The organism is Stutzerimonas tarimensis (assembly GCF_042648805.1).
Taxonomy (GTDB): domain Bacteria; phylum Pseudomonadota; class Gammaproteobacteria; order Pseudomonadales; family Pseudomonadaceae; genus Azomonas; species Azomonas tarimensis.
This window is the reverse complement of sequence record NZ_JBHRXZ010000022.1, coordinates 513,572-540,128: the sequence shown is the minus strand read 5'-3', so window position 1 is coordinate 540,128 and position 26,557 is coordinate 513,572. Positions and strand designations below refer to the sequence as shown.

Annotated in this window: 22 protein-coding genes; 6 read left to right on the top strand and 16 right to left on the bottom strand. The window is 61.7% G+C overall.

Going from position 1 to position 26,557, the window contains the following annotated elements; all coding sequences use genetic code 11:
• Positions 1–4: 4 nt before the first annotated feature.
• The 3 genes from ACFOMF_RS11660 to ACFOMF_RS11650 all read right to left on the bottom strand — a co-directional run bounded on the left by ACFOMF_RS11660 (position 5) and on the right by ACFOMF_RS11650 (position 5,319).
• Entirely contained in the window at positions 5–3,142 is a 3,138-nt protein-coding gene (locus ACFOMF_RS11660; RefSeq protein ID WP_386364975.1) for a hypothetical protein, read from the bottom strand.
• Between the two features lie 164 nt (positions 3,143–3,306).
• A complete protein-coding gene (locus ACFOMF_RS11655; RefSeq protein ID WP_386364972.1) occupies positions 3,307–4,296 on the bottom strand; it encodes a glycosyltransferase in 990 nt (329 codons plus the stop codon).
• Positions 4,297–4,362: 66 nt separating this feature from the next.
• The gene (locus ACFOMF_RS11650) at positions 4,363–5,319 is read right to left on the bottom strand and encodes a glycosyltransferase family 2 protein (RefSeq protein ID WP_386364970.1); all 957 of its coding nucleotides are present in this window, start codon (positions 5,317–5,319) and stop codon (positions 4,363–4,365) included.
• Positions 5,320–5,762: 443 nt separating this feature from the next.
• On the opposite strand from ACFOMF_RS11650, the gene ACFOMF_RS11645 reads away from it, so the two are divergent.
• The 4 genes from ACFOMF_RS11645 to ACFOMF_RS11630 all read left to right on the top strand — a co-directional run bounded on the left by ACFOMF_RS11645 (position 5,763) and on the right by ACFOMF_RS11630 (position 9,248).
• Positions 5,763–6,095 (top strand): DMT family transporter, encoded by a 333-nt coding sequence (locus tag ACFOMF_RS11645; RefSeq protein ID WP_386364968.1) that lies wholly within the window; start codon positions 5,763–5,765, stop codon positions 6,093–6,095.
• A gap of 135 nt (positions 6,096–6,230) precedes the next feature.
• A complete protein-coding gene (locus tag ACFOMF_RS11640; protein ID WP_386364966.1) occupies positions 6,231–7,403 on the top strand; it encodes an FAD-dependent oxidoreductase in 1,173 nt (390 codons plus the stop codon).
• The gene (locus tag ACFOMF_RS11635) at positions 7,400–8,206 is read left to right on the top strand and encodes an aldo/keto reductase (protein ID WP_386364964.1); all 807 of its coding nucleotides are present in this window, start codon (positions 7,400–7,402) and stop codon (positions 8,204–8,206) included. Before ACFOMF_RS11640 ends, ACFOMF_RS11635 begins: the two co-directional genes overlap by 4 nt.
• A 136-nt stretch (positions 8,207–8,342) precedes the next feature.
• Positions 8,343–9,248, top strand: coding sequence for a metal ABC transporter ATPase (locus ACFOMF_RS11630; RefSeq protein ID WP_386364962.1), 906 nt, complete (start codon positions 8,343–8,345; stop codon positions 9,246–9,248).
• 109 nt (positions 9,249–9,357) lie between these two features.
• On the opposite strand, the gene ACFOMF_RS11625 is transcribed toward ACFOMF_RS11630, so the two are convergent.
• Complete coding sequence (locus ACFOMF_RS11625; protein WP_386364960.1) at positions 9,358–10,296, bottom strand: ketoacyl-ACP synthase III; 939 nt, start codon at positions 10,294–10,296, stop codon at positions 9,358–9,360.
• A gap of 189 nt (positions 10,297–10,485) precedes the next feature.
• The gene (hldE, locus tag ACFOMF_RS11620; RefSeq protein ID WP_386364958.1) at positions 10,486–11,907 is read right to left on the bottom strand and encodes a bifunctional D-glycero-beta-D-manno-heptose-7-phosphate kinase/D-glycero-beta-D-manno-heptose 1-phosphate adenylyltransferase HldE; all 1,422 of its coding nucleotides are present in this window, start codon (positions 11,905–11,907) and stop codon (positions 10,486–10,488) included.
• A 199-nt stretch (positions 11,908–12,106) separates the two neighbouring features.
• Between hldE and ACFOMF_RS11615 the strand changes: the two genes are divergently transcribed.
• The gene (locus ACFOMF_RS11615) at positions 12,107–13,273 is read left to right on the top strand and encodes an O-antigen ligase family protein (protein ID WP_386364956.1); all 1,167 of its coding nucleotides are present in this window, start codon (positions 12,107–12,109) and stop codon (positions 13,271–13,273) included.
• Here the strand turns inward: ACFOMF_RS11615 and ACFOMF_RS11610 are convergent.
• The 3 genes from ACFOMF_RS11610 to ACFOMF_RS11600 form a co-directional block, all read right to left on the bottom strand.
• Positions 13,241–14,212 carry a polysaccharide pyruvyl transferase family protein gene (locus tag ACFOMF_RS11610; RefSeq protein ID WP_386364954.1) on the bottom strand — a complete coding sequence of 324 codons (972 nt, stop codon included), beginning with the start codon at positions 14,210–14,212 and terminating at the stop codon, positions 13,241–13,243. The genes ACFOMF_RS11615 and ACFOMF_RS11610 overlap by 33 nt on opposite strands.
• 31 nt (positions 14,213–14,243) lie before the next feature.
• Positions 14,244–15,188 carry a glycosyltransferase family 2 protein gene (locus ACFOMF_RS11605; protein WP_386364953.1) on the bottom strand — a complete coding sequence of 315 codons (945 nt, stop codon included), beginning with the start codon at positions 15,186–15,188 and terminating at the stop codon, positions 14,244–14,246.
• A 442-nt stretch (positions 15,189–15,630) separates the two neighbouring features.
• Positions 15,631–15,888, bottom strand: coding sequence for a DUF6625 family protein (locus tag ACFOMF_RS11600; RefSeq protein WP_386364951.1), 258 nt, complete (start codon positions 15,886–15,888; stop codon positions 15,631–15,633).
• A gap of 71 nt (positions 15,889–15,959) precedes the next feature.
• Here ACFOMF_RS11600 and ACFOMF_RS11595 point away from each other — a divergent pair, with 71 nt between their 5' ends.
• Positions 15,960–16,559, top strand: a complete 600-nt coding sequence (locus tag ACFOMF_RS11595) for a phosphotransferase (protein WP_386365821.1) — start codon at positions 15,960–15,962, stop codon at positions 16,557–16,559.
• 9 nt (positions 16,560–16,568) lie between these two features.
• Here ACFOMF_RS11595 and msbA read toward each other — a convergent pair whose 3' ends face one another.
• The 8 genes from msbA to rfaP form a co-directional block, all read right to left on the bottom strand.
• Complete coding sequence (msbA, locus tag ACFOMF_RS11590; protein ID WP_386364950.1) at positions 16,569–18,389, bottom strand: lipid A export permease/ATP-binding protein MsbA; 1,821 nt, start codon at positions 18,387–18,389, stop codon at positions 16,569–16,571.
• Between the two features lie 228 nt (positions 18,390–18,617).
• Positions 18,618–19,514 carry a DUF6625 family protein gene (locus ACFOMF_RS11585; protein WP_386364948.1) on the bottom strand — a complete coding sequence of 299 codons (897 nt, stop codon included), beginning with the start codon at positions 19,512–19,514 and terminating at the stop codon, positions 18,618–18,620.
• A 41-nt stretch (positions 19,515–19,555) separates the two neighbouring features.
• A complete protein-coding gene (locus tag ACFOMF_RS11580; RefSeq protein WP_386364946.1) occupies positions 19,556–20,677 on the bottom strand; it encodes a glycosyltransferase in 1,122 nt (373 codons plus the stop codon).
• Complete coding sequence (locus tag ACFOMF_RS11575) at positions 20,664–22,418, bottom strand: carbamoyltransferase family protein (protein WP_386364944.1); 1,755 nt, start codon at positions 22,416–22,418, stop codon at positions 20,664–20,666. Before ACFOMF_RS11575 ends, ACFOMF_RS11580 begins: the two co-directional genes overlap by 14 nt.
• Positions 22,419–22,519: 101 nt before the next feature.
• Complete coding sequence (locus ACFOMF_RS11570; RefSeq protein WP_386364942.1) at positions 22,520–23,980, bottom strand: lipopolysaccharide kinase InaA family protein; 1,461 nt, start codon at positions 23,978–23,980, stop codon at positions 22,520–22,522.
• The gene (locus ACFOMF_RS11565) at positions 23,977–24,723 is read right to left on the bottom strand and encodes a lipopolysaccharide kinase InaA family protein (protein ID WP_386364940.1); all 747 of its coding nucleotides are present in this window, start codon (positions 24,721–24,723) and stop codon (positions 23,977–23,979) included. The genes ACFOMF_RS11570 and ACFOMF_RS11565 overlap by 4 nt, the downstream gene beginning before the upstream one ends.
• Positions 24,720–25,454, bottom strand: coding sequence for a lipopolysaccharide kinase InaA family protein (locus ACFOMF_RS11560; RefSeq protein ID WP_386364938.1), 735 nt, complete (start codon positions 25,452–25,454; stop codon positions 24,720–24,722). Before ACFOMF_RS11560 ends, ACFOMF_RS11565 begins: the two co-directional genes overlap by 4 nt.
• Positions 25,454–26,260 carry a lipopolysaccharide core heptose(I) kinase RfaP gene (gene rfaP, locus ACFOMF_RS11555; protein ID WP_386364936.1) on the bottom strand — a complete coding sequence of 269 codons (807 nt, stop codon included), beginning with the start codon at positions 26,258–26,260 and terminating at the stop codon, positions 25,454–25,456. Before rfaP ends, ACFOMF_RS11560 begins: the two co-directional genes overlap by 1 nt.
• Positions 26,261–26,557 lie beyond the last annotated feature (297 nt).

Genomic DNA, 26,557 nt, shown 5'->3' with positions numbered 1-26,557 from the left:
TCGATCACAGGCATACGCTGTCAGCTGAGCGACCCGCTACCGCCGCGAGGCGTTCCGTTGGCAAGTCCAGCCTGCGAAAACGAACCGAAGTGACCTCGATTCGGGTATCTACCCCAAACGGCGCAATCGACTTGATCTGAATACGGGTGCCCTCGCCGGTGGGAAAAACAGGGAACCGCACCCTCTGCTCGTTCGGATTGAATGTCAGCGGAACGCCCAGGCTGTCGTCGATTAACGCCGCGTGCCGGGTGCTGGCTCCGATCAGCGGCAGCGATTTCTGCCAACCACTGATGAGGTAGTCCATTTCCACGACATACCCGGTTACCTGGCAGACACCCGAGTCCGCGACGGCTCCTTTTGTGGGCAAGACGAACTCGCGCTGCCCGTCCAGGTAGACCTCTTGCCAATCCGCGGTGGACACCTGGGTATCTCCCTTTGCCCAGAACGATTCGAATTTCGACCAGCCAACCGGATCGTAGTGGGTGAGGAGCTGCTCAAATACTGGCCATCGCGCTCGGACGAGCCAGTTGTCGTACCAGATGAAGTTATTCACATGGCGGCCCGAAGGGACTGTCACCCACTCGGGGTCCGCAGCCTGGAAGCCTCGAAGATAATCCTCGAGGAGCCGGGTACTGAATGTGTGAAAGTAGAAATCGATGTTGGAGCCAGCAGCTCCGCTTTCAAACGTCTTGGCGCTGAGAATTCCTTTCATCAACTGGAACACTGGGGGAATTTCCCCGACAGTCTCGAAACGGGATAGGTCCAGCTCGCCCAAGTGCAATCCATAGGCCAACTGCTCAGGGTCCAGCGCGCCCGCCAGGGTGACGATGGCGCGTTCAAAATCAACATCGATAATTTCCGCAGCCTGATTCGTTCTCGCTACGAAGAGTTGATTGTGATCCTCGATCTCGGCCAACACCCTATGATCATTGATAATCACCTGAGTGACCGCCGACTCTGTATACGCAACCCGCAGGCGCAGAGCGAAGCTGTTACCCGTATTGACATGCAGCCGAAGCTGATGGGATGCGCCTCGCTCGAAGGCAAAAGGCAACGGAGACGCCGCCGAATCCAGTACGGCGACACCGTTGGCATGGGCCTCTTCGATCCGGTATCGAGCTCCATCCAGGGTGATCTCGTCGCCTGGTCGAATTTTATTCCTTTCGTCCGCCCTGAACCTGACCTGCAAACTACTACTCCTGAACAAACCTCCGTGGAAGTAGCGGTCGAATATGTTCTGCTCAAGGCGCAGCGTCTGCCCATGGAACGCCATGTAACGTTGCGCCTGCTTTCGGTAGCAGTCGATGTGACTACTGCGGGAATCCCCCCTGACCTGAGTCGGGGAGTCGAAATAGAGCTTGAGTCCTTGCCGATCGATAGCTGTGACCCGGCGTTCTTCTGACCCAAACAGGCAGAAATCGCCAATCGCCAGCGCATCAGGTATGGCTTGGGTAGCTCGGACCTCGAAGAGAACCTTTATCCCCTCCTCGAACCCATGCGCATAAGTGAACTCTGGATAAATCACCCGGGCAGCGGAATCCCCCTGGGCGTGGGCCAAAGCGAGAAACTGCGAGGCATGAAATCGCTGATCTGGCGCAAGACTCAGCGGATAATAGGGAAGCTGAACCCCAAGATCGGGCTGAGACATCAGGATAGGGTTGCCGATGTATTTGGCAAGGCGCAAATTGCTGGCCGGGTTCAAGGCAACCAGTGTGGCTGTCAGGCTCCCGATGAGCGCCACGATCAGCACTAGCGGCGATGCTGAAAGCAGATCCTTTATCACTCGGGACGTTCGAGAATTCGTTGACAGGCGCACTTTCCAGAAACTGGACTGAACCAACAGAACGATTCCGACAATCAACATAACCTTGATCGCGTTGTCGGCGTACTGCTCACCAGCATAACTCGCCAAAAGCGAGGTCAAACCGACCAAGCCGTATGCCCCCGCTGTGAGCGTATATATGAAAAGAGGCCGACCGAGACTTGAACGGAGCCGCCAAGTCATGCCAAGCAATACCGGCAGGCCTATGACACAAACCATGAATTTAGCAGAGGCCTTGAAGGTCGAGCTGCGATAGCGTGAGAAATCCAGTGGACTATGCAGAAACTCGTTCGGATAGCTGCCATAGAACCAGGTCTGGTTTTGCGAAGTTTCCGCGAGGTACAAGAGAGGCTTCTGCGAACCGAACAGAACGGCATTGGCGGCCATCAAAATCAACACAGATAGAGTTACGAGGCATAATCCCATCAGCAACCAGCGTAGAGGGCGCGCTCCCGCACCTATCATGTTTGCCAGAATCATCGCCCCTAACAGATAAAAGGCCTGTTCACCACCCAGATAGAAGGCGAGAGTGAAGACCAGAGCCTGAACCAAGACAATTTTCCGGTAAAACAATCCAGCGAAATTATTCAGGTACCGATCATCACCCAGCCTGACTGAAATGTAGGCTAGGTATAAGAGAGGTATTGCCGATCTAAGAGCATAGATGTGGATTCCATCAATAGGATTCTGTGTACCAAAGGTGAACCGATTGGTCACCAAGAGACCTACCAACAGCAGGGTGGCGAGTAACGATCTGCCTTTCCCCAGACCCAGCCAGCGAAAAATGAAAAAATAAGCGAGCGGGAGTGCCAGGTCGACAAGTTTTGCCGCCAGTTGTGCAGCAAAGAAATCCGACCCTAATATCTTGAACAGCGGATAGACTATTGCCGGTATGAGTTGCCCATGAAAATAGAAGAAATCTCGACCCGGCCACTCCCCTCCATCCATACGCCTCAAAGGAAAGTAAAGCTGAAAGGCTCCATCATACTGAGAGCCATTATAGATACGTGCACTAACGTAGGCATTCAGGATGCCCAGCAGCACATATGCAACGACCGCACCGAAACCCAACAGCCGGATCCAAGTCTTATAGTTAATAACTCCAGCCGCAACCTGAAAGTACAAAACCCCAACGATACCCAGAATGGCGAGCGGAGCAAATCTGACGAACCCGGCATAGGTTTCAGAAAAAACAACGCCTATGAACGCCAGCGCCAGTAGGCCAAGCGCAGCGTAAAGCGCGGCACCTCTTAAAGTTGACGCGACTTGTCTGTCCGAAGCCAGCCAACGGGTCATCCTGTTAAAAATCGTTTTATCCATTTCCCACCCGAGTCCAACGTGGACAAGGGAAGCGCCAGATATACTCCGGGCCGCCCGTACCGCCAGTTACCATTGTTGATTCCGCCCGTGGGTCGATCAACTATTGACTGACCTATCGTCTGTATGAAGATTTCTGCCCATAGGCCGAGCGAGTCGCTGGCTCATCATCCCACTCGGCCATCCACTTCCTCGATGTTCAATTTCTCGCGGCGCGACATCTTCACGCTGGTGAACTCCTGAGTGACGTGATAAGGCGGGCCCTCGTTGGAGAGGCTGGCCATGTGCAGAATGTATTCGCCCAGCACCAGGAGCACGCCGGATATCAGAAAGAACATGCCCGACTGTTGCAGGGAAAGGCTCACCCAGCCTGGCGCGACGTTTTCCTTGAGCAAACCTACCAGCACCACGTAGATCGAATACAGCAGGCTGGCCAGAGCGCCGAACAAGGACAGTGAGGTAACTATCCGCATAGGCGCCCGGGTGGTCGAAACAAGCAACCGGATGCCTCGATCGATGCTTTCTCCAAGCCTCTTGGTGACATTGGATCTGGGTGCCGCGCTGTACTCGAGGTTGGCCTTGATGAAGCCTGCCGTCGCCGGCAGGTATCGATAGGCGACAGCGGGCTGGGGATGTTGAAGAATGAAATTGATGATCTTCTTGTTGATCACCCGAAACTTAGGCGCATCCTTGCTGAGATGAATTCCGTGGAACGACTTGTAGAGCAGGTCGAAGGCCGCGCTGGCCATTCGATAGGAGAGGCTCTGGGGCGGCTTTTGCCGATTGCAGGCAAACACCACATCCGCACCTTCTACCGCACGCGACAGCATGCTCGGCAGGAATTCGACATCGTCCACCAGCGGATCGATGATCGCCACGTAGTCGCCCAGCGCATTCTCCAGGCCGACCCAGGAAGCGGTGTCCGCGTCGACCTCCTTGGTCAGCGCATACACCTGAAGGTTGGGCAACCCCTGCTCCTCGGTGAGCCTTTTGAGCATGGCGACCGAGTTATCCTCCGACGCGTTGTCTATGATGATCAGCTCGTAATCCTGAGCCATGCGCCCGATCCGGGCGCACAGGCTACCGATGAGCTCTTCGAGCAGCGCCGACTGGTTACGCACCGTTACGACGAGGGATAAAAAGATCGGGTGATCCATGAACGAACCTCTACCAGAGCTGCTGGTGTCGCGATCATTGAACAAGGAGCTGCGGGCGGCACGTCTTCAGATCTTGCCCATGCCGGCAGCGAGCAAGAGGCCGATATTTCCGGACATGGTCTGGCGGTAGAGGCCCGCCTTTCTCAACAGCCGGACCCGAGCCAATGCGCTGCTCTTCCGGGCCATCATGAACTGCCTGAGGACTTGCCGGTTTTCCGGGGTGAACAGCGGCTGCGCCTGCCGGATGGCCTTGAGATTGTCTCGGTTCCAGTCCCTGAAGGTGCCCGACATCATTTTTCTGATGCGCTTGAACCTATCGGTCAGGCTGGCGTTGGAGCCAATGATGTTGCCCCCGTGCTGGCGGTAGTCCAGGGTGGGCTGCGCGTCGTAGAACACTTCCCCGCCGCAGCCGGTGACCAGGATGTAGGTCAGCCAGTCGTGGGAAACCACGCGCGCGCCTTCGGGAACACCGATCAGCAACTGACGCGCCGCGGCGTTGAGTAGCATCGTGTTGGCGCCAGCGAGGCTCTGAACCAGTGCATTACGAAAGCTCGGCAGCTTGGAGAAAAGTGGTGAGTAGCCAAGCACTTGCCCCGCCTCGTCCACCAGCCGCGTGCGCGCGCAGAACAAGGCGGGCGTGCCCGCAGGAATGCGCTTCAACCGATCCAAGCCGCGGGCGAGCTTGTCGTCATGCCAGATATCGTCCTGATCGGAAAACGCAAAAAAATCAGCTTCGATCGAAGGGTTGCGCACCAGGGACAGGAAGTTCCAGGCAAAACCCTTGCGGGGCCCGTTCAGCATGACCAGCCGGTCTTCGCCGAGCCGCGCCTGATAGCGCCTCAGCAGGTCCAGGGTCTCGTCGGTGGAGCCATCGTCGGAGGCGTATATCACCCAGTCGCGGTGTGTCTGACGCTCGAACGAGTCGAGCTGTTCACCCAGATAGCGGGCACCGTTATAGGTGCAGAGCAGAATCGCGACCCGCCGAGAAGGCACTTCGGGGCCACTGCGGCTGTCCTTCGTCACGACAGGGCCCTCCCCTGCCAGGGCGCCGGCGGCAGAGAGACCTCCGTCCTGGCCTGCTCGTTACCAAGGCTCGCGCAAGTGGTCGCGAGCATCCATCTGCCACGTTTGAAGTGCTCCATTCAGACACCGCTATCCAAGATGAACAGATCCTTTTGCCCGACTGTGCCGAACAGAACAAAAGAAGAAGGTTCAGTGAGACGCCAGGCTCTGGCACAGCACCGAGGTTACTGCCCGGTCACCGAAGATCAGGCAGACCTTAGGACCTGCAGGGAAATGGCAAGGTTCCGTGGAGACCGTGGCGACAATCCGGACCGATGGCTTTCCCTTGCAAGGACCCAGGGGCCCAAGGTGTCGTTTATAAGAAGCTGCCAAGCGGTTCCGGACTGTCTCGGCGGCACGTTCCGGGGCACACTGCCGGCACCTCCAGCTATCGGAAGCCGCACATGCACGCCTACCTCTATCTCGCCATCGCGATCCTTTCGGAGGTGATCGCCACTGCCTCGCTCAAGGCCGTCGAGGGATTCAGCAAGCCCCTGCCGCTGCTGCTGGTCGTCGCGGGATACGGGCTGTCGTTCTGGATGCTCAGCCTGGTGGTCAGGACGCTCCCGGTCGGCATCGCCTATGCGATCTGGGCCGGGCTGGGAATCGTGCTGGTCAGCGTTGCCGCTGCGGTACTGTACGGGCAGCGGCTCGATGTGCCGGCGATGCTGGGCATGGCGCTGATCGTGGGGGGCGTGGTGGTGATCCAGTTGTTCTCGCGCAGCGTGACACACTGACGAGGCAGGACAGTGCGTGAACCAGTTCACGGCATGCCTGCCACGCGGCATTCGGACGCCCATTACGCGGCGGTGCCTCTTAACCTGGCGGGCAACCGGTTTATACTGCTGATCTAATTGCAAAAGAGGTCAGCCATGTACCCTCCCATCAGCACGGATGTCCTCATCGTCGGCGGCGGCGTGGCGGGGCTCTGGCTAAATGCGCGGCTGCGGCAGCTGGGCTATGCCACGCTGCTGGTCGAGCGAGGCGCACTGGGAGGCGGCCAGAGCGGGAAGTCGCAGGGCATCATCCACGGCGGCGCCAAGTACGCATTGCACGGCGCGCTGACCGGCTCGTCCGAAGCCATTGCCGACATGCCCAGACGCTGGCGCGCCGCGCTGGCGGGCACCGGTGAACTGGACCTGAGGGGCGTTCGGCTGCTGTCGGAGGCGCATTACCTCTGGTCGCCCGGCGGGCTGGCCGGCAATCTGACCAGCTTTTTCGCCAGCAAGGCGATGCGCGGCCGGGTCGATCAGGTCAAGGGCAAGGATTTGCCGCCAGCGCTGCATCACCCTGACTTCAAAGGACGTGTCTACCGACTGTCCGAGTTGGTGCTTGACGTACCCAGCCTGATCGCGCGACTGGCGGATCTGGCCGAGGGGTCTCTACTGGCCGGCGAACGGATTTCGCCGTTGATGGAAAAGGACAACCTGATGGGATTGCATGTTGATGGGCAGGACATCACGGCCAAACGGGTCGTTCTGACGGCTGGAGGCGGCAATCAGGCTCTGCTGGACGAACTCGGCCTGCGACAACCGGCAATGCAGAAGCGCCCGCTGCACATGGTGATGGTCAAGGCTCCGGGGCTGAAACCACTGTATGCGCATTGCCTGGGCGGCGGCTCGAAGCCCCGGGTCACCATAACCTCGCATCCTGCGGCGGACGGCGAACTGGTGTGGTACCTGGGTGGTGAGCTGGCCGAGGCGGAGGGCGTCGCCCGCGACGAGGCCGCACAGATCCGGCATGCACAACGAGAGCTGGCCGAGTTGATTCCATGGATCGACCTGGGCGGGGCACGCTGGGCCACGTTGCGCATCGACCGCGCCGAACCGGTGCAGTCGAGCCTGGTCCGCCCCGACAATGCCTTTCTTGCCGAAGACGGCGCGCTCATGGTGGGCTGGCCGACCAAACTGGCGTTGTCGCCAGACTTTGCCGACCGGGTCATCGCCGCCCTCGAACGCGATGCCATTCGGCCGTCGACGCCGCCTCCGCTCCCGGCGCTGCCAGCGCCTGCCGTGGCCTCGCCCTTCTGGGAGGTGCTGCAATGAGCCTCGCCGATCATCTTCGCCCGCTGGGTGCGACAGGCATCAGGGTATCCCCCATCGGACTCGGAACGGTCAAGCTGGGCCGCAACGAGGCGGTAAAGTACCCTGCCGGATTCCGCCTGCCGGACGACGCCGAAGCCGCCAGCCTGCTGGCCCTGGCGCGCGATCTGGGCGTCAACCTGATCGACACCGCACCGGCCTACGGCAGCAGCGAGGAACGCCTCGGCAAGCTGCTCAGCGGCCAGCGTGACGACTGGGTACTGGTGACCAAGGTCGGCGAGGAGTTCGTCAACGGCCAATCCCACTTCGACTTCTCCAGCGGGCACACCCGCTATTCGATCGAGCGCAGCCTCAAACGCCTGCGCACCGATCGCCTCGATGTAGTGATGGTGCATTCGGATGGCAATGACCTGGCCATCCTGGAGGACAGCGAAGTCTATCCGACGCTGGCCGAGCTCAAGCGCGAAGGCAAGATCCGCGCCTTCGGCTTTTCCGGCAAGACCCCGGAGGGCGGGCTGCGTGCGCTGCAGGCGGGGGATTGCGCGATGGTCACCTACAATCTCGACGATCGCAGCGAACAACCGGTCATCGACTATGCGGCCGTACGCTCCAAGGGCATCCTGGTGAAAAAGGCCCTGGCCAGCGGCCATGCCTGCCTGAAGCCGGGAGAGGACCCGCTACGGCGCACCTTCGAGTTGTTGATGCGACATCCTGGCATGAGCAGCGCGATCATCGGCACTATCAATTCGTCGCATTTGCGCGAGAATGTCTCCTACGCCTTGGCTGCCATACAACAACGTTTGTGAGGTGTCCCTTAGGCGGCTGAATCGGTCGGCAGTGCTGTCTGGCTGCCTTTGAATCTCCCCGGGCCTGTCGCACGGGCACCGTTCCCATAACGGGCCGGTCAGCCGCTTTTCGGGTCGCCGAAGGGAGACTACTGCCATGCCGAAAGTCCTGGATCGCAAGAACCCGCGCACCTTCAAGACCCTTCCGCTGTTCGTCGAAGCCAACCCCGACAGTCTCTGCTACCAGAGCCTGGGCATGCCGCTCAACTTCGCCCAGATGCTCGAACGGCGGCGCCCGGTGCAGGTTTGCGATACCCGCCACTTTGCCATCGAACTGGCCAACCTCGGCGTTTCGGTTCGCCTGACGCTGGCCTGGCAAGGCAAGGAATACTGGGTTCTGGTGCGCCAACAGCGACAGGACCGGGGCGATATCGTCCTCAAGCTGATTTCGGGCTATGTGCCAGCGCAGGAGCTCAACCTGCCGCTACTGACAGCTATCCAGGAAGTCGCCGAGGAATGCCTCCTGGAAACGCCTGAAGGCTGGCTCGCCGGCCGCTTTGGTGACACCTGGCTGCCGACGCCCTATGACGGCAGCCTGCGCTACCGCGAAACGGTACATTTTTCGCTCGCCTCCCGAACCGGGGCGGCGCGGCCAGTGCTCTGCGGGAATATGCCGCTGATGGAACGGCCTCGCGCCTATGTCCATCTCCCCACGGCATCCCTGCAGCTGGTCTACGACATGCGCATGGAGCTACCGCGCGACTGTAGTCAACTGAGCCTGTTCCACGTCGATGAGCGACTCGAAGACGGTGAGCTGGCCGCCCGCCTGGATCGTAGCCGGCCTGACCTCTACCTGATCCCGCTCGAGCAGGGGCGCCCTGTCGCTGAGCTGCTGATGCTGCGCAAGGGCCAGCTCAGCCCGGTCAGCACCCGTGGGCTGTGGCTGGCGGAAAGTTTTGCCGAGCAGCACGGCTGGGTCGTGGAAGACGAACGCATACGCTGGAAGGACTGGCTGGCCCGTCCCGCCGTCGCCGTTATCAGCCCGCGCCGGATGGCAAGCTGACGGATTGGCAGGACGCCGTCATGAGGGCAGGCCACGCTGACGGAGCAGAACCGGGAATGGGCGAGCGCAGGCAGATCCCGCGCTGCGGCCAAGGCCCGAGCAAGGACCGCTAAGCCTGGCCTCGGCGGAACAGCAAGGCAGAGCCCCACGAGAGGCCCACACCAAAGCCACTCATGACCAGGTTGCGCCAGTCGGAATCGAACCCATAGCGTTCGATCAGCAGCGGGATGGTGGACGATACCGTGTTGCCAGCCCCGAACATGTCCTTGATGACCTTGGGGCCTCCCTCCTCGCCCAGGCGCTTGGATATCGCATCGACAATGGCCCCGCTGCCCTGGTGCAGGCAGACCGCGTCCACGTCTTCCAGGGTCATGCGGGCGTCGGCGAGCACTTCCTGCATGTGCGGGATGATCTTCAGGCTGGCGAAGTTGAACACCTGGCGGCCGTTCATGTGGAAACAGCCGTCCTGGACGAACAGGTGATCGGCGCCAGCGCCGTCGGTACCGAAGCGTGCCGGCCCCAACTCCCACTCGGGGTCGCAGCCCAGCCAGGTGGCGGTGGCGGCGTCACCAAACAGCAATGTGGTGAGCCGGTCCTCACGGTCCATGATCTTCGAGTAGGGGTCGGCGGTGACCAGGATGCCGTTCTTCAACCCGGTTGCCTCCATGAAGCCTTTGAGCACGTAGAGGCCATACACGAAGCCGGAGCAACCCAGCGACACATCGAAGCAGGCAACATGGGTGGGCAGGCCGATCTTGCGCTGCGCGATCGCCGAGGTATGTGGCAGCCCTTCGGCATCGCCGTTCTGGGTCACCACCACCAGTGCCTGGACATCCTCCAGGCGCAGCTCGGGATTCCGGGCCAGCAGGTTGCGTACAGCGGCCGCGCAGAGGTCGGAGGTCTCTTCGTCTTCGGCCTTCACCGACAATGTCGGCGTGCCGATCTTGGTGCGTACGAAGGCCTCGTCCCGATCGAAACGAGCGGCCTGCTCGACGTTGTCGATGCGACCCGGCGGGATGTAGCTGGCAATGCTCTTGATTCCAATCATCTGTACTTCCAACAATGAAAATCCGCTCATGCCAGCTTAAGCGAGGCTGACCGGGCCGATTGATGGGAGGTCGTCGCCCGTCGAGTCATCCGCAAGCCGGGGCGATCGATGCAAAGGCGTCGTCAAGTTATCTATCGACGACGCCTGAACGCTTCACGTCACGCAAGTGGGCCGGTGCCGACAGGCGGATCAACGACTGCGTATCTTGTTGACGATAGCCGTGGTGGAACTGTTTTCAACCAGCCCGAGCACCTTGACCTCTCCGCCATGCGCCCTGACCCGCTCGGCGCCGACCACCTGGTCGACGCCATAGTCGCCGCCCTTGACCAGAACGTCGGGGCGGACCTCGGCCAACAGGGCCTCGGGCGTATCCTCGGCGAAGCTCACCACCCAGTCCACCGCGCCGAGCCCCGCCAGTACCGCCATACGTCGATCGACGCTGTTGATCGGCCGACCCGGGCCTTTGAGACGGCTGACCGAGGCATCATCGTTGACCGCCACGATCAACCGGTCGCCAAGGGCACGCGCCTGCTCCAGGTAGGTCACGTGGCCCGCGTGGAGAATGTCGAAGCAGCCATTGGTGAACACCACCTTCTCTCCCTGCGCACGGGCATCCTCGATCACCGTGACCAGTTGCTCGAGACTGACCACACCTCGCTCCGAGCCCTGCTCGCGCTGCACTGCGCGGCGCAGTTCCGGCGCGCAGATGGTGGCGGTGCCCAGCTTGCCTACCACGATGCCGGCGGCCAGATTGGCCAGCGCCACGGCACAGGGCAGCTCCTCGCCAGCCGCCAGGGCCGCGGCAAGGGTCGAGATCACGGTATCCCCGGCGCCGGTGACATCGAACACCTCACGGGCCCGCGCGGGCAGGTGCATTTCAGGATGGCCTGGGCGCAGCAGCGTCATCCCGTATTCGCCGCGAGTGACCAGCAGGGCCTGCAGCTCCAGCCGCTCGATCAGGGCCACGCCCTTGGCGACCAGCTCCGCCTCGTCCGCGCAGGGGCCCACCACTGCCTCGAACTCGCCCAGGTTCGGCGTGATCAGGCTGGCGCCCCGGTAGATCTCGAAATCCTTGCCCTTGGGATCGGCCAGGACCGGAATGCCACGACGTCGTGCCGCCATGATCAGCGCCTGGTGATTTCTCAGCGCGCCCTTGCCATAGTCCGAGAGTACCAGCACCTTGACGCCCTGCAGCAATGCCTCGACGTCCCGCGCCATGACCTCGGCATCGGTGTCGAAAGGCTCTTCGAAATCCATTCGCAGCAATTGCTGATGTCGGCTGAGCACACGCAACTTGACGATGGTGGGCTGCCGCTCGATGCGCTGGAAGCGCGCGTCCACGCCAGCGGCCAGGAGCCGCTCGGCCAGACTGTCGGCAGCCTCGTCCGCGCCGGTCACCCCGACCAGCCAGGCCGGCGCGCCCAGGGCCGCAATGTTCAGCGCCACGTTGGCCGCACCACCGGGCCGATCTTCGATCTGCTCGACCCTGACCACTGGCACAGGGGCCTCGGGAGAGATCCGCGTGGTCGCGCCATGCCAGTAACGGTCGAGCATGACATCACCGACCACCAGTACGGGGGCGTGATCGAAACGGGGCATGGACAGCTTCATGGAGGCTCCGCTAATGAAAAACTGCGGAGAATCATAGCACGGGCAACAGAGCGGCCCGATGAGCACGACTGCGAGGCAACCAGCGACAACCAGGCTTCGGACCATCTCGATTGAATCGAACGCCGCCCATAATGGTCGTATGTCGAGGCGGCCTGATGAAGCCTGCCCGTCTCGATGAGCTATCAGGAAGTATCAGGTCTTGCGACACCTCAGATATGGATTTCCCGCCGCGTCCCTTCTTTTCTTCTGCGTCGCCTTCTATCTGCCCCTTTCTTCGAAGGCGATCAACAACATTTTCTACATTGGCCTGGCCGCGCCCGCGCTAGGCTGGCTGCTCTGGCGACCCAGAGCGCTCGACGTCCTGGCCAGGGGCTTCGCCTGGGTGATCTTCCCGCTCATTGGCATGTCCCTGCTGGCAGCCGGTAGTCTCGCTGATCTCAAGGCAGGCCTGTACTTTCTGCTCTTCCTGTTCGGCCTGCTGATGCTCGACGAAGGACAATATGCCAAGCGCAGCATTACCGCATTCGCCATCCTCAGCGTGCTATTGCTGTGCTATCTGTCTTTTGACTGGGCCATGATTCGGCTCGAAACAGGCCAGTGGATTCGCTACCACCACTTGCTCGGCGAAGTGATCAACCCTGTGCACTTCGCTTTGCTGATCACCACGGCGCTGGCGTTTCTCTGGCTGTTCCACGCCGAGCCCTGGCTGAGTCGTTACGACAAGCGTTATGTGATGGCGGGATTCACCGTGCTGACGTGCCTGGTGTTGCTCAGCGCAACCCTGTTCCAGGCGCGCTCTGCACTGCTGGGGTTTGGCCTTTTCACGGCCGCCTACCTTTTCCAGCGCAAGATGCTGCTGCCCATGGGCGCTGCCCTCTTGGTAGCCGGGCTTTTGCTGCTGCCCCTGCTGAGCCTCGATGAATTGCTAGCCGAACGTGGTACGAGTTACCGCCCGGAAATCTGGGCCGACACCTTGCACCGACTGCGCCATGATTGCGGGCTGATCGCCGGCTGCGGTACCGATGATCATCTCTTTGCCGGCCGCTTCCCCCACCCCCATAACGGCTACCTGGCAACGCTCTATCAGATGGGTTTGCCGGGCTTCGCCTTGTTCACAGCATTCGCTGCCGTGTTCATCTGGCGCTCCAGTAAGGCGCGGTCGCGCTGGGCGCTGATCGCCTGGATCGGGTGGGGGGCGTTACTGACCACCAGCAACGGCATGTTCACATCGCCCAAGCCCCTGTGGATCTACTTCTGGCTTCCGACTTTCCTGGCAATCCTGGAAAGTCAGCCGAACACTGTCCGCGACTATTTCGCCAAACGCCACGCCCTGTCAGCCGAACAGCGCGCGCGCCGGGCCGGCTAGAGGCTCAGCATCCTGCTGCAGATGCCGCTGGGCCAGACTGTTCAGCCGGGCGTACAACTCATCCACCCGGCTGCTCAGGATGTGGTCCGAGCTGAGGTAGCCCTCCTGGCGCGCCAGACCTTCGAGGAAACCCACCATCCGGGCGCCAGCGGCACCCTGGGAATCACCCGGCGGAACGATCTTCTTCCACTTCGCGCGGCCGAGCCCCCTGTCGACCGCCAACCGCTTAAACTGCCGGCCCAGGTGGAAGGCGCGGCCTCGGTTCGTCCAGTGCAAGCGCGGATCGTAGAAGGCCTCAGCCGCAGCGATCTCCACCTTCAGATCGAACATCTCGGTCCAGTCCAGCCACTTCCACTCCAGAAAATCCTGCCCATAGCGAAAGGGGACCCAGGGGATCCGGCATACATCTGCCAGTATCGCCCCGTGCATCGCTTCGGCAAGCACCAGGCGGGCGCCGGTGAGGCGCTGGAAAAACTCACTTGCCGGCAGGGTCGGCGAGAGAAATGTCAGGCCCGCCTCGGCGCACAGGTGCGCCCAGTCCACATAGCCCAGAGTCGAATGGTGCGGGATAACGACAACCCCAGCGCTGGTGTCAGCCTGCCGGGACCAATCCAGGGTTGCGAGCAGATAGGCAGCATCGGCCACCGCCAGGTCATCGTCCAGGCCAAGCAGCCGGCTGGTGTGGCGCCCCCTGACACAGGCAAAGTGCCAGCGCGCATCGAACGCGGGGGCGCGTCCGTAGCCTGCCCCGCTGCCGAAAACCAGCACCTTGTCGCAGTCTGCGGTGCGTCGGTTGAAATCTTCACTGAGCAGCGTGCCAACTCCCAACAGGGCCGCTCGGTCATCTTCTTCCATCACGCTACCGAGTACCGCCGGCCAGATGTAGCGATTGAGCTCATCGCCTATATTGCTGATACCGCTGAAATAGACGTTTTTCATCTTCTCCCTGCAATTCGCAGCTGGTGTGAGCTCAAGTCACACGACTTGGCTTGAACAGAAAGTACCGCAGACGCTTCAATAGCTGCCGATCCCACTGGCGCAGCGGGACCTGCCGGAACAGAGACCAGGCAAATGATTTGTCATCCACCACCGCCATGCGAAGCGCCTTGGTAACCAGCCGTGCGCGACCCGATTCATAAGAGGGGTGGTTCCGGTATGGCTCGATGACTTCCAGGCCGAATCGAAACTCCGCCTTGTAGTCGCTCGACAGGCTGCCAGGGTGCTTGCGGTAGAGGGTGACCACCTCGGGCAGGATATCGACTAGATAACCCGCATGCGCAACCTTGAGCGTCATCTGGAAGTCCTGAATCCTGATCGCGGGGTCGTATCCCCCCGCCCGATCCATCGCCTCTCGCCGGTAAACTGCAATATTGCCGCCCACCACGAGCGCCTTGGCCAAGGCCCTGGCGAAATCGTATCGTTGAACTTGGCGGTCCTTGTCCTTCTTCGGCAGGAGGGAACCCTGCTCGTCAATGCGAACAGCGACGCCTCCAAGACAACCCACCTCAGGATGACGAGCCAGATACTCGGCCTGAAGGGCCAGTCGCCCCGGTGGCATCACATCGTCCGCGTCGAAGGTGGCAATCAACTCGCCCTTTGCCAGCGCCAGCCCTGCATTCAGCGCGGCACTGACGCCCCGGTTGGGCTGCTGGACGAACGCCACCCGCTGGGCACCGCCCTCCCCTTTACCTAGCTCTCGCTCGATGACCGCAGCACTGTCGTCAGTGGAGCCGTCATCGACCACGATGAGTTCGTAGTGCGGATAGCCCTGTGCAAGCACGCTGGCGATTGCCTCACCGACGAAGGCACCGTAGTTGTAGCAGGGGATGACGACTGAGATCAGCGGCTTGCCTGTGCCTCGCATGCTCAGCTGTCCCTGTCCAAAGACCGCCAGCCGTCCCTGCTGATTTCCCACGCACCGCACTCGGCCAATCCAGCCGGGCCGGCAAGCTGCCCTGACGGCACGGCTTTCCAGCCACGGGTTTTCCAGACCATGAAACGGAGATAGGGCAATGACTCGTCACCATGCAGTGAGCTGGTGAGACGCCCGTCGCACCAATACCAGCGCTCGGACAGTACGCGCTTTCCATCAGGAAGCGGGGTAAAGGAGCTATGTGCCTCGGTAAATTCACTGCGCTTTCGCCAGGGGTTGAAGCGGTCAGCGAATCGTCCCAGGGCTTCAGGCCAATTCTTGGGGCTGATAAAGAGGCGTCTGAAAGCGCCCTCGTCCAATGCCTGATGTCGATGATCGCTGTAGCGCTTCTGCCAATTGGGAATCAATCGAAACGCCTCGCACATCCGCGAGTCATTTCGGAGCAGGCACAGGTGCCCGGAGACGCGCCTGTTGTGTTGGCGAACTAATCCTTGCTGCATAGCTTCTTTGTCGTGAAATACGCCCCTGGATTTCCGTAAATCACGTCGATATCGCCGAAGCCCCAGAAATCGATACCCTGCAGCTCTTCCTGATGAACGAACCCAAGTGCCGGCTTTATATCGCCAAGCTTGTAAGGGAATTCAGGATGGAAATCGATGCCGAATCGCTCGGAAACACGGTCGCAATAAGCGGAGAAGGATGCTACCACCCTGACAGACCTCTGCTCCAGGCCAAGGCTCACGAGCCAAGGGCACCGGCTCGCTGGGAAGGTATGAGATGATTCGTTCGGGGCGACGAAGAACAGGGGAACAGATGCGCACCGTTTCAGAAGACGAACTGCAGCAGTGGCTGGCGGACGGCAAGATGCTGGAACGCGATGGCCGTGGCCCCAAGGTGGTTTCGCTAGCCGACGGCCTGTTCCTGAAGATATTCCATACCCGCCGGCATCCCCTGCTCGCCCGCCTCGAACCGGCAGCGCTGCGCTTTACTCGTAATACCGAAGCATTGAGGGAGCGTGGGATTGCTGCTCCGCAAGTCACCGAGACTTTCTGGCTGGACCATAAGACAGGGTTGAGTGGATGCCTGTATACACCCTTGGCCGGCGAGTCCATCGATCGGATCTTCCGCCAGGACGCTGAACAGGCACAGCGACTGATACCCGACCTCGCCAAGTTCATCCGCAGATTGCACCAGAGCGGAATCTACTTCCGCTCTCTGCATCTGGGAAATGTGCTCCTGCTCCCGGACGGGCAGTTCGGACTTATCGACGTGCTGGACCTGAAGGCCAGGCGAGGCCCTCTCAACCGCTGGCTCGTTCGCCGTAACTTCAGCCATTTGCGAAGGTATCTGGAGCGGACGCGCTTTCAGGGCTTCCCCCTCGAAAGGCTGGAGCACTGCTACTGGACTGAATGACGGGAACCTCTAACGCTCAGCAGACCGGTCTTCGATAGCAGCATCCTGATCGTCGTCCTGGAACTGGCGGGCGTGCAAGCGCGCGTAATACCCATTCAGGTCGAGCAATTCGGCATGGCTACCGCTTTCGACGATGCGCCCGTGATCCATGACCAGAATAAGGTCTGCTTTTTCGATGGTACTAAGACGATGCGCAATGACAAGCGTAGTGCGACCTTTCATGACGGTGTCGAGAGCGGCCTGTATATGTCGCTCGGACTCGGTGTCCAGTGCCGAGGTGGCCTCATCGAGGATCAGCACCGGCGCATCTTTCAGCAGCGCCCGAGCGATTGCAAGTCGCTGGCGCTGACCTCCGGATAACAAGACGCCATTCTCTCCTACCAGCGTCTGATAACCGTTGGGCATCTGGACAATGAATTCATCGGCAAAGGCGGCCTCGGCTGCCTTCTTGATATCTTCGAGAGGGGCCCCAGCGAGATCGCCATAGGCAATATTCGCAGCCACCGTATCGTTGAACAGGGTAACCTGCTGGGTCACCAAGGCGATATGGCGACGTAGATTACGCAACCGATAGTCTTCGACTTCGACATCATCGAGCAAAATCTTCCCCTGGTCATGGTGATAGAACCTGGGAATGAGATTGGCCAAGGTGGACTTTCCGCTGCCAGACCGACCGACCAACGCGACCATCTGACCAGGCTCGACGGTAAAACTGACATCGTGCAATACCTGCTTGTCAGTGCCGGGGTATACGAAATTCAGATTACGGACTTCGAGGCGCCCGGTTACCCTTTCCCGCTCCGCGCTTCCTCTGTCGACTTCCGGCTGTTCATCAAGTTGTTCAAAGATGCTTTCCGCCGCAGCCAAGCCTTTCTGGATGGTGGCGCTGACCTCCGATAATTGACGAATAGGCTTGGGTAGCAAACCCGCGAGAGTTATATAAGCCACCATATCGCCGGGCGACGCGTCGCCGCGCATAAGCAGGACAAGGAACATCAGTATCGCCATGGCGATGTAGATCACCAGCTGCAGCATCGGTGTATAGACGGCGCCCGTCTTTATCATGCGCAACTGTTTTTCCCTGTTGCCTTCACTGGCCGCCAGGAAACGTCTCTGCTCGTAAGGCTCGCCCCCAAAACTGCGAACTACCCGATACCCCTGGATCGTCTCCGAAGCCACGTGGGTGACATCGCCCATCGCCACCTGAATTTTCTTGCTCTGCTTGCGAAATTTTCGGCTGGCACTGGTCACCATGAACCCGATCACCGGGAGGATGGCGAGCATGACGAATGTCAATTTCCAATTCATCCATAGGAGTGTGGCGAACAGAAAAATAACTGTCAGCCCTTCGCGTATCACCACTTTGATAGCGTCAGTAGCCGCCCCGGTCACCATGGTGACATTGAAGGTGATCCGCGAGATAAGATGCCCGGAGTTATGGCTGTCGAAGTATCGGTTGGGCAAGGTGAGCAGGTTGTCGAACAAGGAAACTCGAAGGTCGTGGACGAGTCCGAGAGACACGCGGGCCAGGAAGTAGTTGCCCAAGTAGGAGCCCAACCCCTGCCAGACCGCGATAAAGACGATCAATAACGGCACGGCCTGCAACAGCTGGAGATTCTCCAGGGCAGGCACTCCGGGAAACAGACGGGCATCCGGATTGGCCAGGCCGTCGACAAAATACTTGAGGATGTACCCCAGCATGGGCTGGCTGGAGGCGAAGATAGTGAACCCAATGATGCTGATCGCAAACAACCCGATATAGGGCCTGACGTAGGTCAGCAGACGAAGGTAAATCTTCAGGCTGGAAGCGGGCCCGGCATGCTGTGACATTGCGACTCTCGCCTTGCAAGGGGGCGCTATCTTAACACCCTGCACCACAACGTCCTGCCAGCTACGGAAAAAGCGGCCTTCCGCGCTTGGGCCAGGCCCAACCATTGGGCCGGCACCTGAATCACGACCGGCAAGTCATTTCCTACTCATTGCTACCGTCTAGGCGCCACACATCCGGAATCACGGCCACGTAAAAGTGAGCACAGGTGGGCCCTCAACACCTCGGCATCACCAGTGCTCGCCCCTCAGCAGTCGCCACCCCTCAGCGGTAATCTGCCACTCTCGCTCGCGAGCCAGCCCCGGCGGCCCGGCGAGATCTTCCGCTGATTGCTCGCGCCAGTTCTCGTTTTTCCAGACGAGGAAGTGCAAGTAGGGCATCTCCCTGTCGCCATGTTCGCTGCTGGTCAAGCGGCCGTCTCGCCAGATCCAGCGCTCCGGAACGATCCGCGTACCGTCAGGCCGCAGGGTGAAGGTACTGTGCGCCTCGATGAACTCGGCACGGCGGCTCCAGTGATAGAAATTGGCGGCGAACAGGCGTAACCGTTCCGGCCAGTTCTTGTGGCGAATGAACAGCCGGCTGAAGGCCCCTTCATCCAGCGCCTGGTGGCGGTGATCGCTGTAGCGCGCCTGCCAGTGCGGTATCCGGCGAAAGGCTTCGCGCAGCTCCGGGATGTTGCGCAACAGGCACAGGTGCCCGGATACCCGTCGGTGGTGAGTGGCGAAAAGATCCTTGCGCGCCAGCCGTTCGGCGGTGAAATAGCCACGCAGATTGCCATAGATGACGTCGATGTCACCAAACGCCCAGAAGTCGTAGCCCTGGATATGCTCGACATGGATCTCCCCGAGGGCCGGCTTGATGTCGCAGAGCTTGTAGGCCGTATCAGGATGGAAGTCGATGCCGAGGCGCTCCGAAACGAGGTCGCAGTAATCGACAAAGCGGGTCTCGATGAAGCGGACGTTGCCTGGCGCATCCGCAGGGATGCCACAGTCGGTGAAGAACAGCCAGTCGATGCTCGGATTGCGCCGACAGCTTTCCAGAAAGAAGGAAAACCAGAACGGCCAACGGCCGAAGTAGGGAATCAGGAAGCGGATGCTCGGGTCAGGAATGGCGTCGTGCTTGGTCAAGGCTGTACTCGATCTGAAAACCGGCCGCAATGGCCGAAAACTCATGGGCGCGCAGGGGCGGCATCGGCCGGCAACCGGAAGCACCGGCGAGCAGCCGCATCGGAAAAACGCTGCGCCAGCTCCTCCCGCTGCCTCTCGCGACACGCCTCCAGCCGGGCGGCATCCCAGCCTGCGACATCCCGCAGCGCCTGGCTAAGGCCGCTCACGTCGCGCAGGGCAAACAACCTGCCATTGCGGCCTGCAACCTCGCGTCCACCGCCACAGTCCGAACACACCAGCGGCACTCCAGCCGCCATCGCCTCCAGCAATACCATGCCGAACGGCTCATGGTCGGAGGTCAGGGCAAACAGGTCGAACGCCTTGAAGTAGCGCCGACCGTGGGGGATCTGACCGAGGAAGCGCACCTGTTGCTGAACCTCCAGCGAGACAGCGAGGTGCTTCAGTTCACCCTCCAGTCGTCCACTGCCCATGATCGCCAGCAGGCTGCCCCGAGGCAGTTGCGGCAGGGCTTGGGCGAAGCCGCGGATCAGCGTGGCCTGGTCCTTGTCGGGGTGCAGCCGGCCAACATTACCGACGATCCAGACATCACGGGGCAGTCCCAGCGCGTCCCGGGCGGCCTCCCGGTCGATCTGCTCGCGCTGCACCGCCTCGACATCGATCCGGTTATACAGCGTCTCGATGCGTTCCGCCGGCCAGGCCGGCAGCCGCGAGCGGATTTCGTCGCGCACGGCATTGGAAACGGCAAGCAGGGACAGACGATTGCGAAAGCGATTGGCGAAGAGCCGCCGCATCGGCCGGTCGTAGTCGCCGAAGGCGTGGTGCACGCCGATCACCGGTAGCCGGGTCGCCAGCAGCGCCACGTAGATCGGCTTGTTGCGATGGGCGATGCAGACGCGGAAATTTCGGCCCTGAACGAGGCGCCTCATGTCGCGAATGGCGCCTAACTTGAGCCCACGGATGTCCTTGCTACGGTAATTCAGGAAGATTACTTCGTCGGAGGCCGACTCCTGTCTCACCTCTTCCCGAGGCTCTCCGGTGAGATAGACAGTGGTGACCTTGTACTCGGTGCCCTCGAACAGCACGGCGTACTGGCGGGCGCAGTCCAGGAAGGGTCCGTCGTAGCCGTGGCAGAACTGCAGGACCCGGGGCTCAGACGAGCTCATACCAATCCACGCCGTCCTTCACCACCAGCACGTCCTCCATGATCAGGTACTGCAGGTCCGAGCCGAAGAACATGTTCAGCGCATCGGTAGGCGAGCAGACCATGGGTTCGCCGCGACGATTGAGGGAGGTGTTCAGCGAGACGCCGTTGCCGGTGAGCTTTTCCAGTTCGAGCATGAGGTCGTACCAGCGCGGGTTGTGGCGGCGTTCGAGGACCTGGGCGCGGGAGGTGCCGTCCTCGTGGACGACTTCGCCGACCCGACTCTTCCACTCCTCATTGACCTCGAAGGTGAAGGTCATGAAGGGGCTCGGGTGGTCGACCTTGAGCATCTGCGGCGCCACGGTGTCGAGCATCGACGGGCAGAAGGGGCGCCAGCGTTCGCGGAACTTGATCTGCTCGTTGATGCGGTCGGCCACGCCGGGCACGCTGGGGCAGCCGATGATGGAGCGCCCGCCCAGGGCGCGGGGGCCGAATTCCATGCGGCCCTGGAACCAGGCCACCGGGTTGCCCTCGACCATGATCCTGGCGATGCGCTCGGACACGTTGTCGATCTGCTTGAACACTGGCTTGTCCGGGTGACGGGCGCAGGCGGCGATGACATCCTCGTTGGAGTAGCGCGGGCCGAGGTAGACGTGCTCCATCTTCTCCACCGGCACGCCACGCTGGTGCGAAACGAAGGCGGCCGCGCCAACAGCGGTGCCGGCATCGCCGGAGGCGGGCTGGACGAACAGCTCCTTCACCTCCGGACGGGCAATGATCTTCTGGTTCAGCTTGACGTTCAGCGCACAGCCGCCGGCAAAGGCGATCTTGCCGGTCTGGCGGATGATGTCGCCCAGGTAGTGGTCGATCATCTGCAGCGCCAGCTTCTCGAACAGCGCCTGCATGCTGGCGGCGTAGTGGATGTAGGGGTCGTCGGCGATGTCCCCTTCGCGCTTGGGCCCCAGCCACTCGATGAGTTTCGGCGAGAAGTAGTAGCCCTTGCCCTTTTCCTTGTAGCGGCGGAAGCCGATGACGTTGGCGTAGTCGGTGTTGATGGTCAGCTCGCCATTCTCGAACGTGGCCAGGCGCGAGAAATCGTACTTGGCGGCGTCGCCGTAGGGCGCCATGCCCATGACCTTGAACTCGCCGTCGAGCATCTCGAAGCCGAGGTATTCGGTGATCGCGCCGTACAGGCCGCCCAACGAATCCGGGTCGTAGAATTCCTTGATCTTGTGGATCTTGCCGTTCTCGCCCCAGCCGAAGAAGGTGGTGGCGTATTCGCCCTTGCCGTCGATGCCCAGGATGGCTGTCTTTTCCTTGAATCCGGAGCAATGGTAGGCGCTGGAGGCATGGGCCAGGTGATGCTCGACGGGCTCGAGCCGGACCTTCTTAAGGTCGAAGCCGAGCTGCTGCAGGCACCACTGGATGCGCTTCTTGTAGCGGTGGAAACGGCGGTTGCCGGCCAGGATGGCATCGAGCGCACGGTCCGGGGCGTACCAGTAGCGCTTCGCATAATGCCAACGGGCCTTTTCGGTGATGCTGATGGGGGCGAAGGGAATCGCCACCACGTCCACGTCGCTCGGCTTGATACCGGCGAATTCGAGGCAGAACTTCGCCGATTCGTAGGGCATGCGATTCTTGGCGTGCTTGTCGCGCACGAAGCGCTCTTCTTCAACGGCCGCGATCAGCTTGCCGTCGATGTACAGAGCAGCGGAAGGGTCGTGACTGAGGGCGCCGGAAAGGCCGAGGACGGTCAGGGACACGGTGGGAAAGCCTCTTCAAAAATCAGCCTGAAGCCTGAAGCCGGAAGCTTGAAGCAACAGTGGTCTGTTCCTGTGCCCCGGATGGGGCCTGTCTTCCAGCTTCAAGCTTCCGGCTTCAAGCTGCTTTTGGGTATTCGTGCATCCAGCAGGCGATGCAGGGGACTGTCTGCCGACCAGTTGCGCATGAAGCGCGCCCGGTCGCGCTGGTAGGCGCGTTCGAAGCCTCGCGGGCCAGCGTGCTGGCGCATGGAGTCCAGATCGATCAGCACCCAGCGGCCACCCTCCTCGGCACCTTGCCAGAACAGGTTGGTGCCCTTGAAGTCACCGTGACTGATACGCGCAGCGATCAGCGCAGCGAAGAGCCGGTCCAGCGCGGCGAGCATGGGCCCGGGCGGCGGTGTATCCAGATAGGGCCGAAAGCAGGTGATTATATCCTGCCCGGCAAGGTAATCGGTAACCAGGAAGGCTCGGCCCCGCAGCCCATGCCAGCGTTCCTCGATCACCGCCAGCGGGGCCGGGGTGGCGATGCCGAGCAAGGTCAGGCGGTGCGCCTCGCGCCAGCTGTGCCAGGCGCGACTCGGCCGCCAGCAGCGTGACAGATGATGGCGAAGGTGTTTGATGTTGTAGCGTTTGACCACCAATGAACGGCCGCCCAGCTCCACCCGCGCCACGGTTGCCGTCCCGCCGCCCTTGAAGCGCTCGCCCTGCTCGACGAAGGCATCCGGCTGCGCCAGCAGCGGCGCCAGGGCAGGTTCGAGGGCGCGCACCACGGCACGCCAGCTCGAGGCGTCGCGCGTGACGCTGAATAGACTGCAATCGCGTCCGGCCTTGTCGAGGTAGTCACGGACGCGCCACCGCCGCACCCTGGCCTCGGCCTCGCGTATTGCCACGGATGACAGCTCATGGATGGAATTGACTTGAAGGTAGGCCGGCAGCAGGGCCTCCAGATGGCTCAGCACCTGGGGCGGCAGCTGGGCGAAAAACACCCCGAGATTGTCCAGAACGCGGCTGCGTGACAGCGGTTCGCCCGGGGTTTCTGCCCGCACGCCGCCGCCATCGATGAGAAACAGCTGGCCCTCGTGGCGCAGCAGGTTGTCCAGATGCAGATCGTCCTGCCACAGTCCTCGCGCATGCAGGCGGGCAATGGCTGCCAGCGCTTCGCCAAGCACCTCGGCCTGACCTTTGGACAAAGGCACCTTGGCTTCTACCTCCTGCCAGGCTTTGGCCAGGCTCTGGGCATCCTCGAGAAACTCGAACAGCAGCCAACCCTCCTGCCCATCCAGTCCGTCCGCCAGCAGGTGGGGCGTGGTCAGCTCCTGCCCGGCCAGCAACCTTGCGCCGTCGAGTTCGCGCCGGTACTGCTTCGCTGCCCGGGCACCGACCAGCAGCTTGGCCAGCACGCGGCGGCCTTGCCAATCGGCCAGAGCCACATAGCGCTGACCCGGCAGCACCCTCAGCCAGGCGATCAGCGTAAGGGTGGTCGCCTCGTCGCCCCCCCCCAGCTCGAGCTCCAACGGCAGTGCCGGGTCGCGTCCGGCCTGGGCCAGTTGACCAGGTTTCACCCCTGCGCTTCCTTGAGGGAGCGGCGCCGCAGCAACTGCCGGCACCAGTCATCGACCGCAGCGCCACCCGGCAGGTAAGCGCTGAGCAGACGCTGCAGATCGGACGGGCCCCAGCCGCTGGCCCGCCGCACCAGCGGCTCCAGATCGCGAATTCGATCACGACGCCCCCAGCGCAGTGGCCGGGTTTTCTCCAGGTCGATCAGGCAGGCCTCGAACCCTTCGCCCCGCTCGCGCAGGAAGATGTGCTTGGGGTAGAAGCAACCGTGCACCTGCCCCTGGTCATGCAGCCGCCGCGCCAGTTCGCCCACCGCGTCGAGGATGGCCTGGCGCCGGGCAGCGGGAAGCCGGGCCCAACCGGCGAGCCAGGTATGCAGATCGCGCCAGCCGTCGAGGGCGCGGGTCATCAGCATCGCCCGGGTTTCCCGACCAGCCTTGCGCTCACCGTAGAAGGCAGCGTCCAGGGCCGGAATCCCCCGCTCGCGGTAGAGTCGGATGTTGCGGAACTCGCGGGCGAAGGTCGGCTCGCCAAAGGGTCGCGTCAGGCTGCGCGTCAGGTGATTGGTCTGCCGCTTGAGGTAGTAGGACGCCTCATCCAACTCCAGCCGGTAGACGCAGCTGATGCCACCGCGCTCGACGTTGGGCTCGTCCACCAGGGTGAGGTCGAGCTCCCAAAGCGGATCGAATCCGGCCAGGCCGTGCTTCTCCAGCAGCGGCCGATCCTCTGCCGCGATAAAGTCCTTCATTCGCGCCCCTCGAAGTAGCCAAGAATCCGCCGAAGCATGGGCCGGTCGGAGGCCTGGAGCCGCTCTCGGCCCTGGTAGTGCAAGTAGAAGCGCAGGCGCTGGGTTCGTGACAGATGGTACTTGGCCACCTTGTCCAGGCAGGCCAGGTCCTTGACGATGCGCCGCTTCAGGAAGGGTCCCCACCAGAAGCCACCCGAGGGGCAGTCGATGAGAAACAGCTCGGCCTGCGGATTGACCAGCAGATTGCGCCACTTCAGGTCGTTGTGGGCGAAGTGGTGGTCATGCAGGGTGCGAGTCGCCCGGGCCAGTTGACGGCTGACGCGATCGACCCAGACCGGATCTTGCAGACGCGGATCGAGCCGCGTGGCCAGAAGCGCCATGTCCAGCGTGTCCTGAACCTCCAGGGTGACCAGCGCGCCGCGAACAAAGGAGCCCGACTTTCGCTCCAGGCCAAACCCCACGATCGGCACCGTGGGCACGCCCCACTTGGCGAAATGCTTGAGGTTCTGCCACTCGGCCTTGATCCGTGGCCGGCCGAAGTAGCGGCGCACGCCCTTGCCCGCCCCCCAGTAGCGCTTGACGTAGAAGCGTCGGCCGCCACGCTCGACGCGAATCACCTCGGAGAGCGGGTCGCGGGTCAGTCGCTCCCCCTCCAGCGCGAACACCTGTTCGAGGCTGCCGAAATCTTCGCTCAGCCCCGTGTACGCCGGATCGAGCTTCCAGCCCGCCATCAGAGCGCTCCACCGTAGCGCAGCTTGCGTGCGTAGAGCTTGGCCGCCTTGCGCTCCAGGCGCCTGAGCAGCGCCGCCTCGTCCTGCAGGATCTGCCGCAGCGGTTGCCGGAAGTAGGCCTTGAGAAAGCGCAGCTTGTCGCGCCGGGTCAGACCGATGTCCAGCGCCGAAAAATAGAGGCCTGCCAGGTCCTTGTCACGCCAGCGTCGCGGGACCTCGTCACGGGTCTGCGCGCGATGCAGGTCGATCAGCGACAGGCTCACGCCTCTAGCGCCGATCGGCCGGTCAGTGTGCAGCAGGAAGTGACAGATATAGCAGTCCCGGTGATTGACCCCGGCACGGTGCATGGTGCCGGCCATCCGCGCCACTTCGTCGATCAGCTTGCGCTTGAGGCCTGGCGCGGGCGGTACCTCGGGCCAGGTGGCCGTGAAGTCCTCGAGGCTGACCGTTGGCGCCAGCTCCTCGGTGACGATGAACGAATGCTGAGTGGCCGGGTTGCTGCCGCGCTCACCATAGGCCACTGCGGTCATGGTCGGTACGCCGGCCCGATGCAACCGCTCCAGCGCCCGCCACTCTTGGCCGGCGCCGAGCACCGGGGCCTTGCCGGTGGCCAGGTTCTTGGCGATCTCGCCCCAACCGATGCCACGGTGAATCTTGACGAAATAACCACGCCCCTCCACCTCGGTGCGCAGGGTGCGGCGGTTTTCCAGCTCACGATAGACCACGCCCTGCAAGCGCTCGACTTCGACGAACGCATCGCGCTCGGCCCAGAGGGCCTTGAAGGGCTCGTGGAGAACCAGAGTCATGGCGCCAACCTTTGGCCGGGGCAATCGTAGGTCGGATTAGAGAAGCGTAATCCGACCACAGAGGTAATAGCCGGGCGCGTGGACGTCGGGTTACGCCTGCGGCTAACCCGACCTACAAGAGCAGTGTAGGTCGGATTAGCGAAGCGTAATCCGACCACGGAGGCAGTAGCCGGGCGCATGGGCGTCGGGTTACGCCTGCGGCTAACCCGACCTACAAGAGCAGTGTAGGTCGGATTAGCGAAGCGTAATCCGACAACGGAGGCAGTAGCCGGGCGCATGGGCGTCGGGTTACGCCTA

Coding starts and splice junctions, on each gene's coding strand:
- ACFOMF_RS11630 (WP_386364962.1), top strand. CDS start 8,343: ATGCCGAAAGTCCTGGATCGCAAGAACCCGCGCACCTTCAAGACCCTT.
- ACFOMF_RS11655 (WP_386364972.1), bottom strand. CDS start 4,296: ATGGATCACCCGATCTTTTTATCCCTCGTCGTAACGGTGCGTAACCAG.
- ACFOMF_RS11560 (WP_386364938.1), bottom strand. CDS start 25,454: ATGGCGGGCTGGAAGCTCGATCCGGCGTACACGGGGCTGAGCGAAGAT.
- ACFOMF_RS11565 (WP_386364940.1), bottom strand. CDS start 24,723: ATGAAGGACTTTATCGCGGCAGAGGATCGGCCGCTGCTGGAGAAGCAC.
- ACFOMF_RS11640 (WP_386364966.1), top strand. CDS start 6,231: ATGTACCCTCCCATCAGCACGGATGTCCTCATCGTCGGCGGCGGCGTG.
- ACFOMF_RS11610 (WP_386364954.1), bottom strand. CDS start 14,212: ATGAAAAACGTCTATTTCAGCGGTATCAGCAATATAGGCGATGAGCTC.
- ACFOMF_RS11635 (WP_386364964.1), top strand. CDS start 7,400: ATGAGCCTCGCCGATCATCTTCGCCCGCTGGGTGCGACAGGCATCAGG.
- ACFOMF_RS11595 (WP_386365821.1), top strand. CDS start 15,960: ATGCGCACCGTTTCAGAAGACGAACTGCAGCAGTGGCTGGCGGACGGC.
- ACFOMF_RS11580 (WP_386364946.1), bottom strand. CDS start 20,677: ATGAGCTCGTCTGAGCCCCGGGTCCTGCAGTTCTGCCACGGCTACGAC.
- ACFOMF_RS11625 (WP_386364960.1), bottom strand. CDS start 10,296: ATGATTGGAATCAAGAGCATTGCCAGCTACATCCCGCCGGGTCGCATC.
- rfaP (WP_386364936.1), bottom strand. CDS start 26,260: ATGACTCTGGTTCTCCACGAGCCCTTCAAGGCCCTCTGGGCCGAGCGC.
- msbA (WP_386364950.1), bottom strand. CDS start 18,389: ATGTCACAGCATGCCGGGCCCGCTTCCAGCCTGAAGATTTACCTTCGT.
- ACFOMF_RS11660 (WP_386364975.1), bottom strand. CDS start 3,142: ATGGATAAAACGATTTTTAACAGGATGACCCGTTGGCTGGCTTCGGAC.
- ACFOMF_RS11645 (WP_386364968.1), top strand. CDS start 5,763: ATGCACGCCTACCTCTATCTCGCCATCGCGATCCTTTCGGAGGTGATC.
- hldE (WP_386364958.1), bottom strand. CDS start 11,907: ATGAAGCTGTCCATGCCCCGTTTCGATCACGCCCCCGTACTGGTGGTC.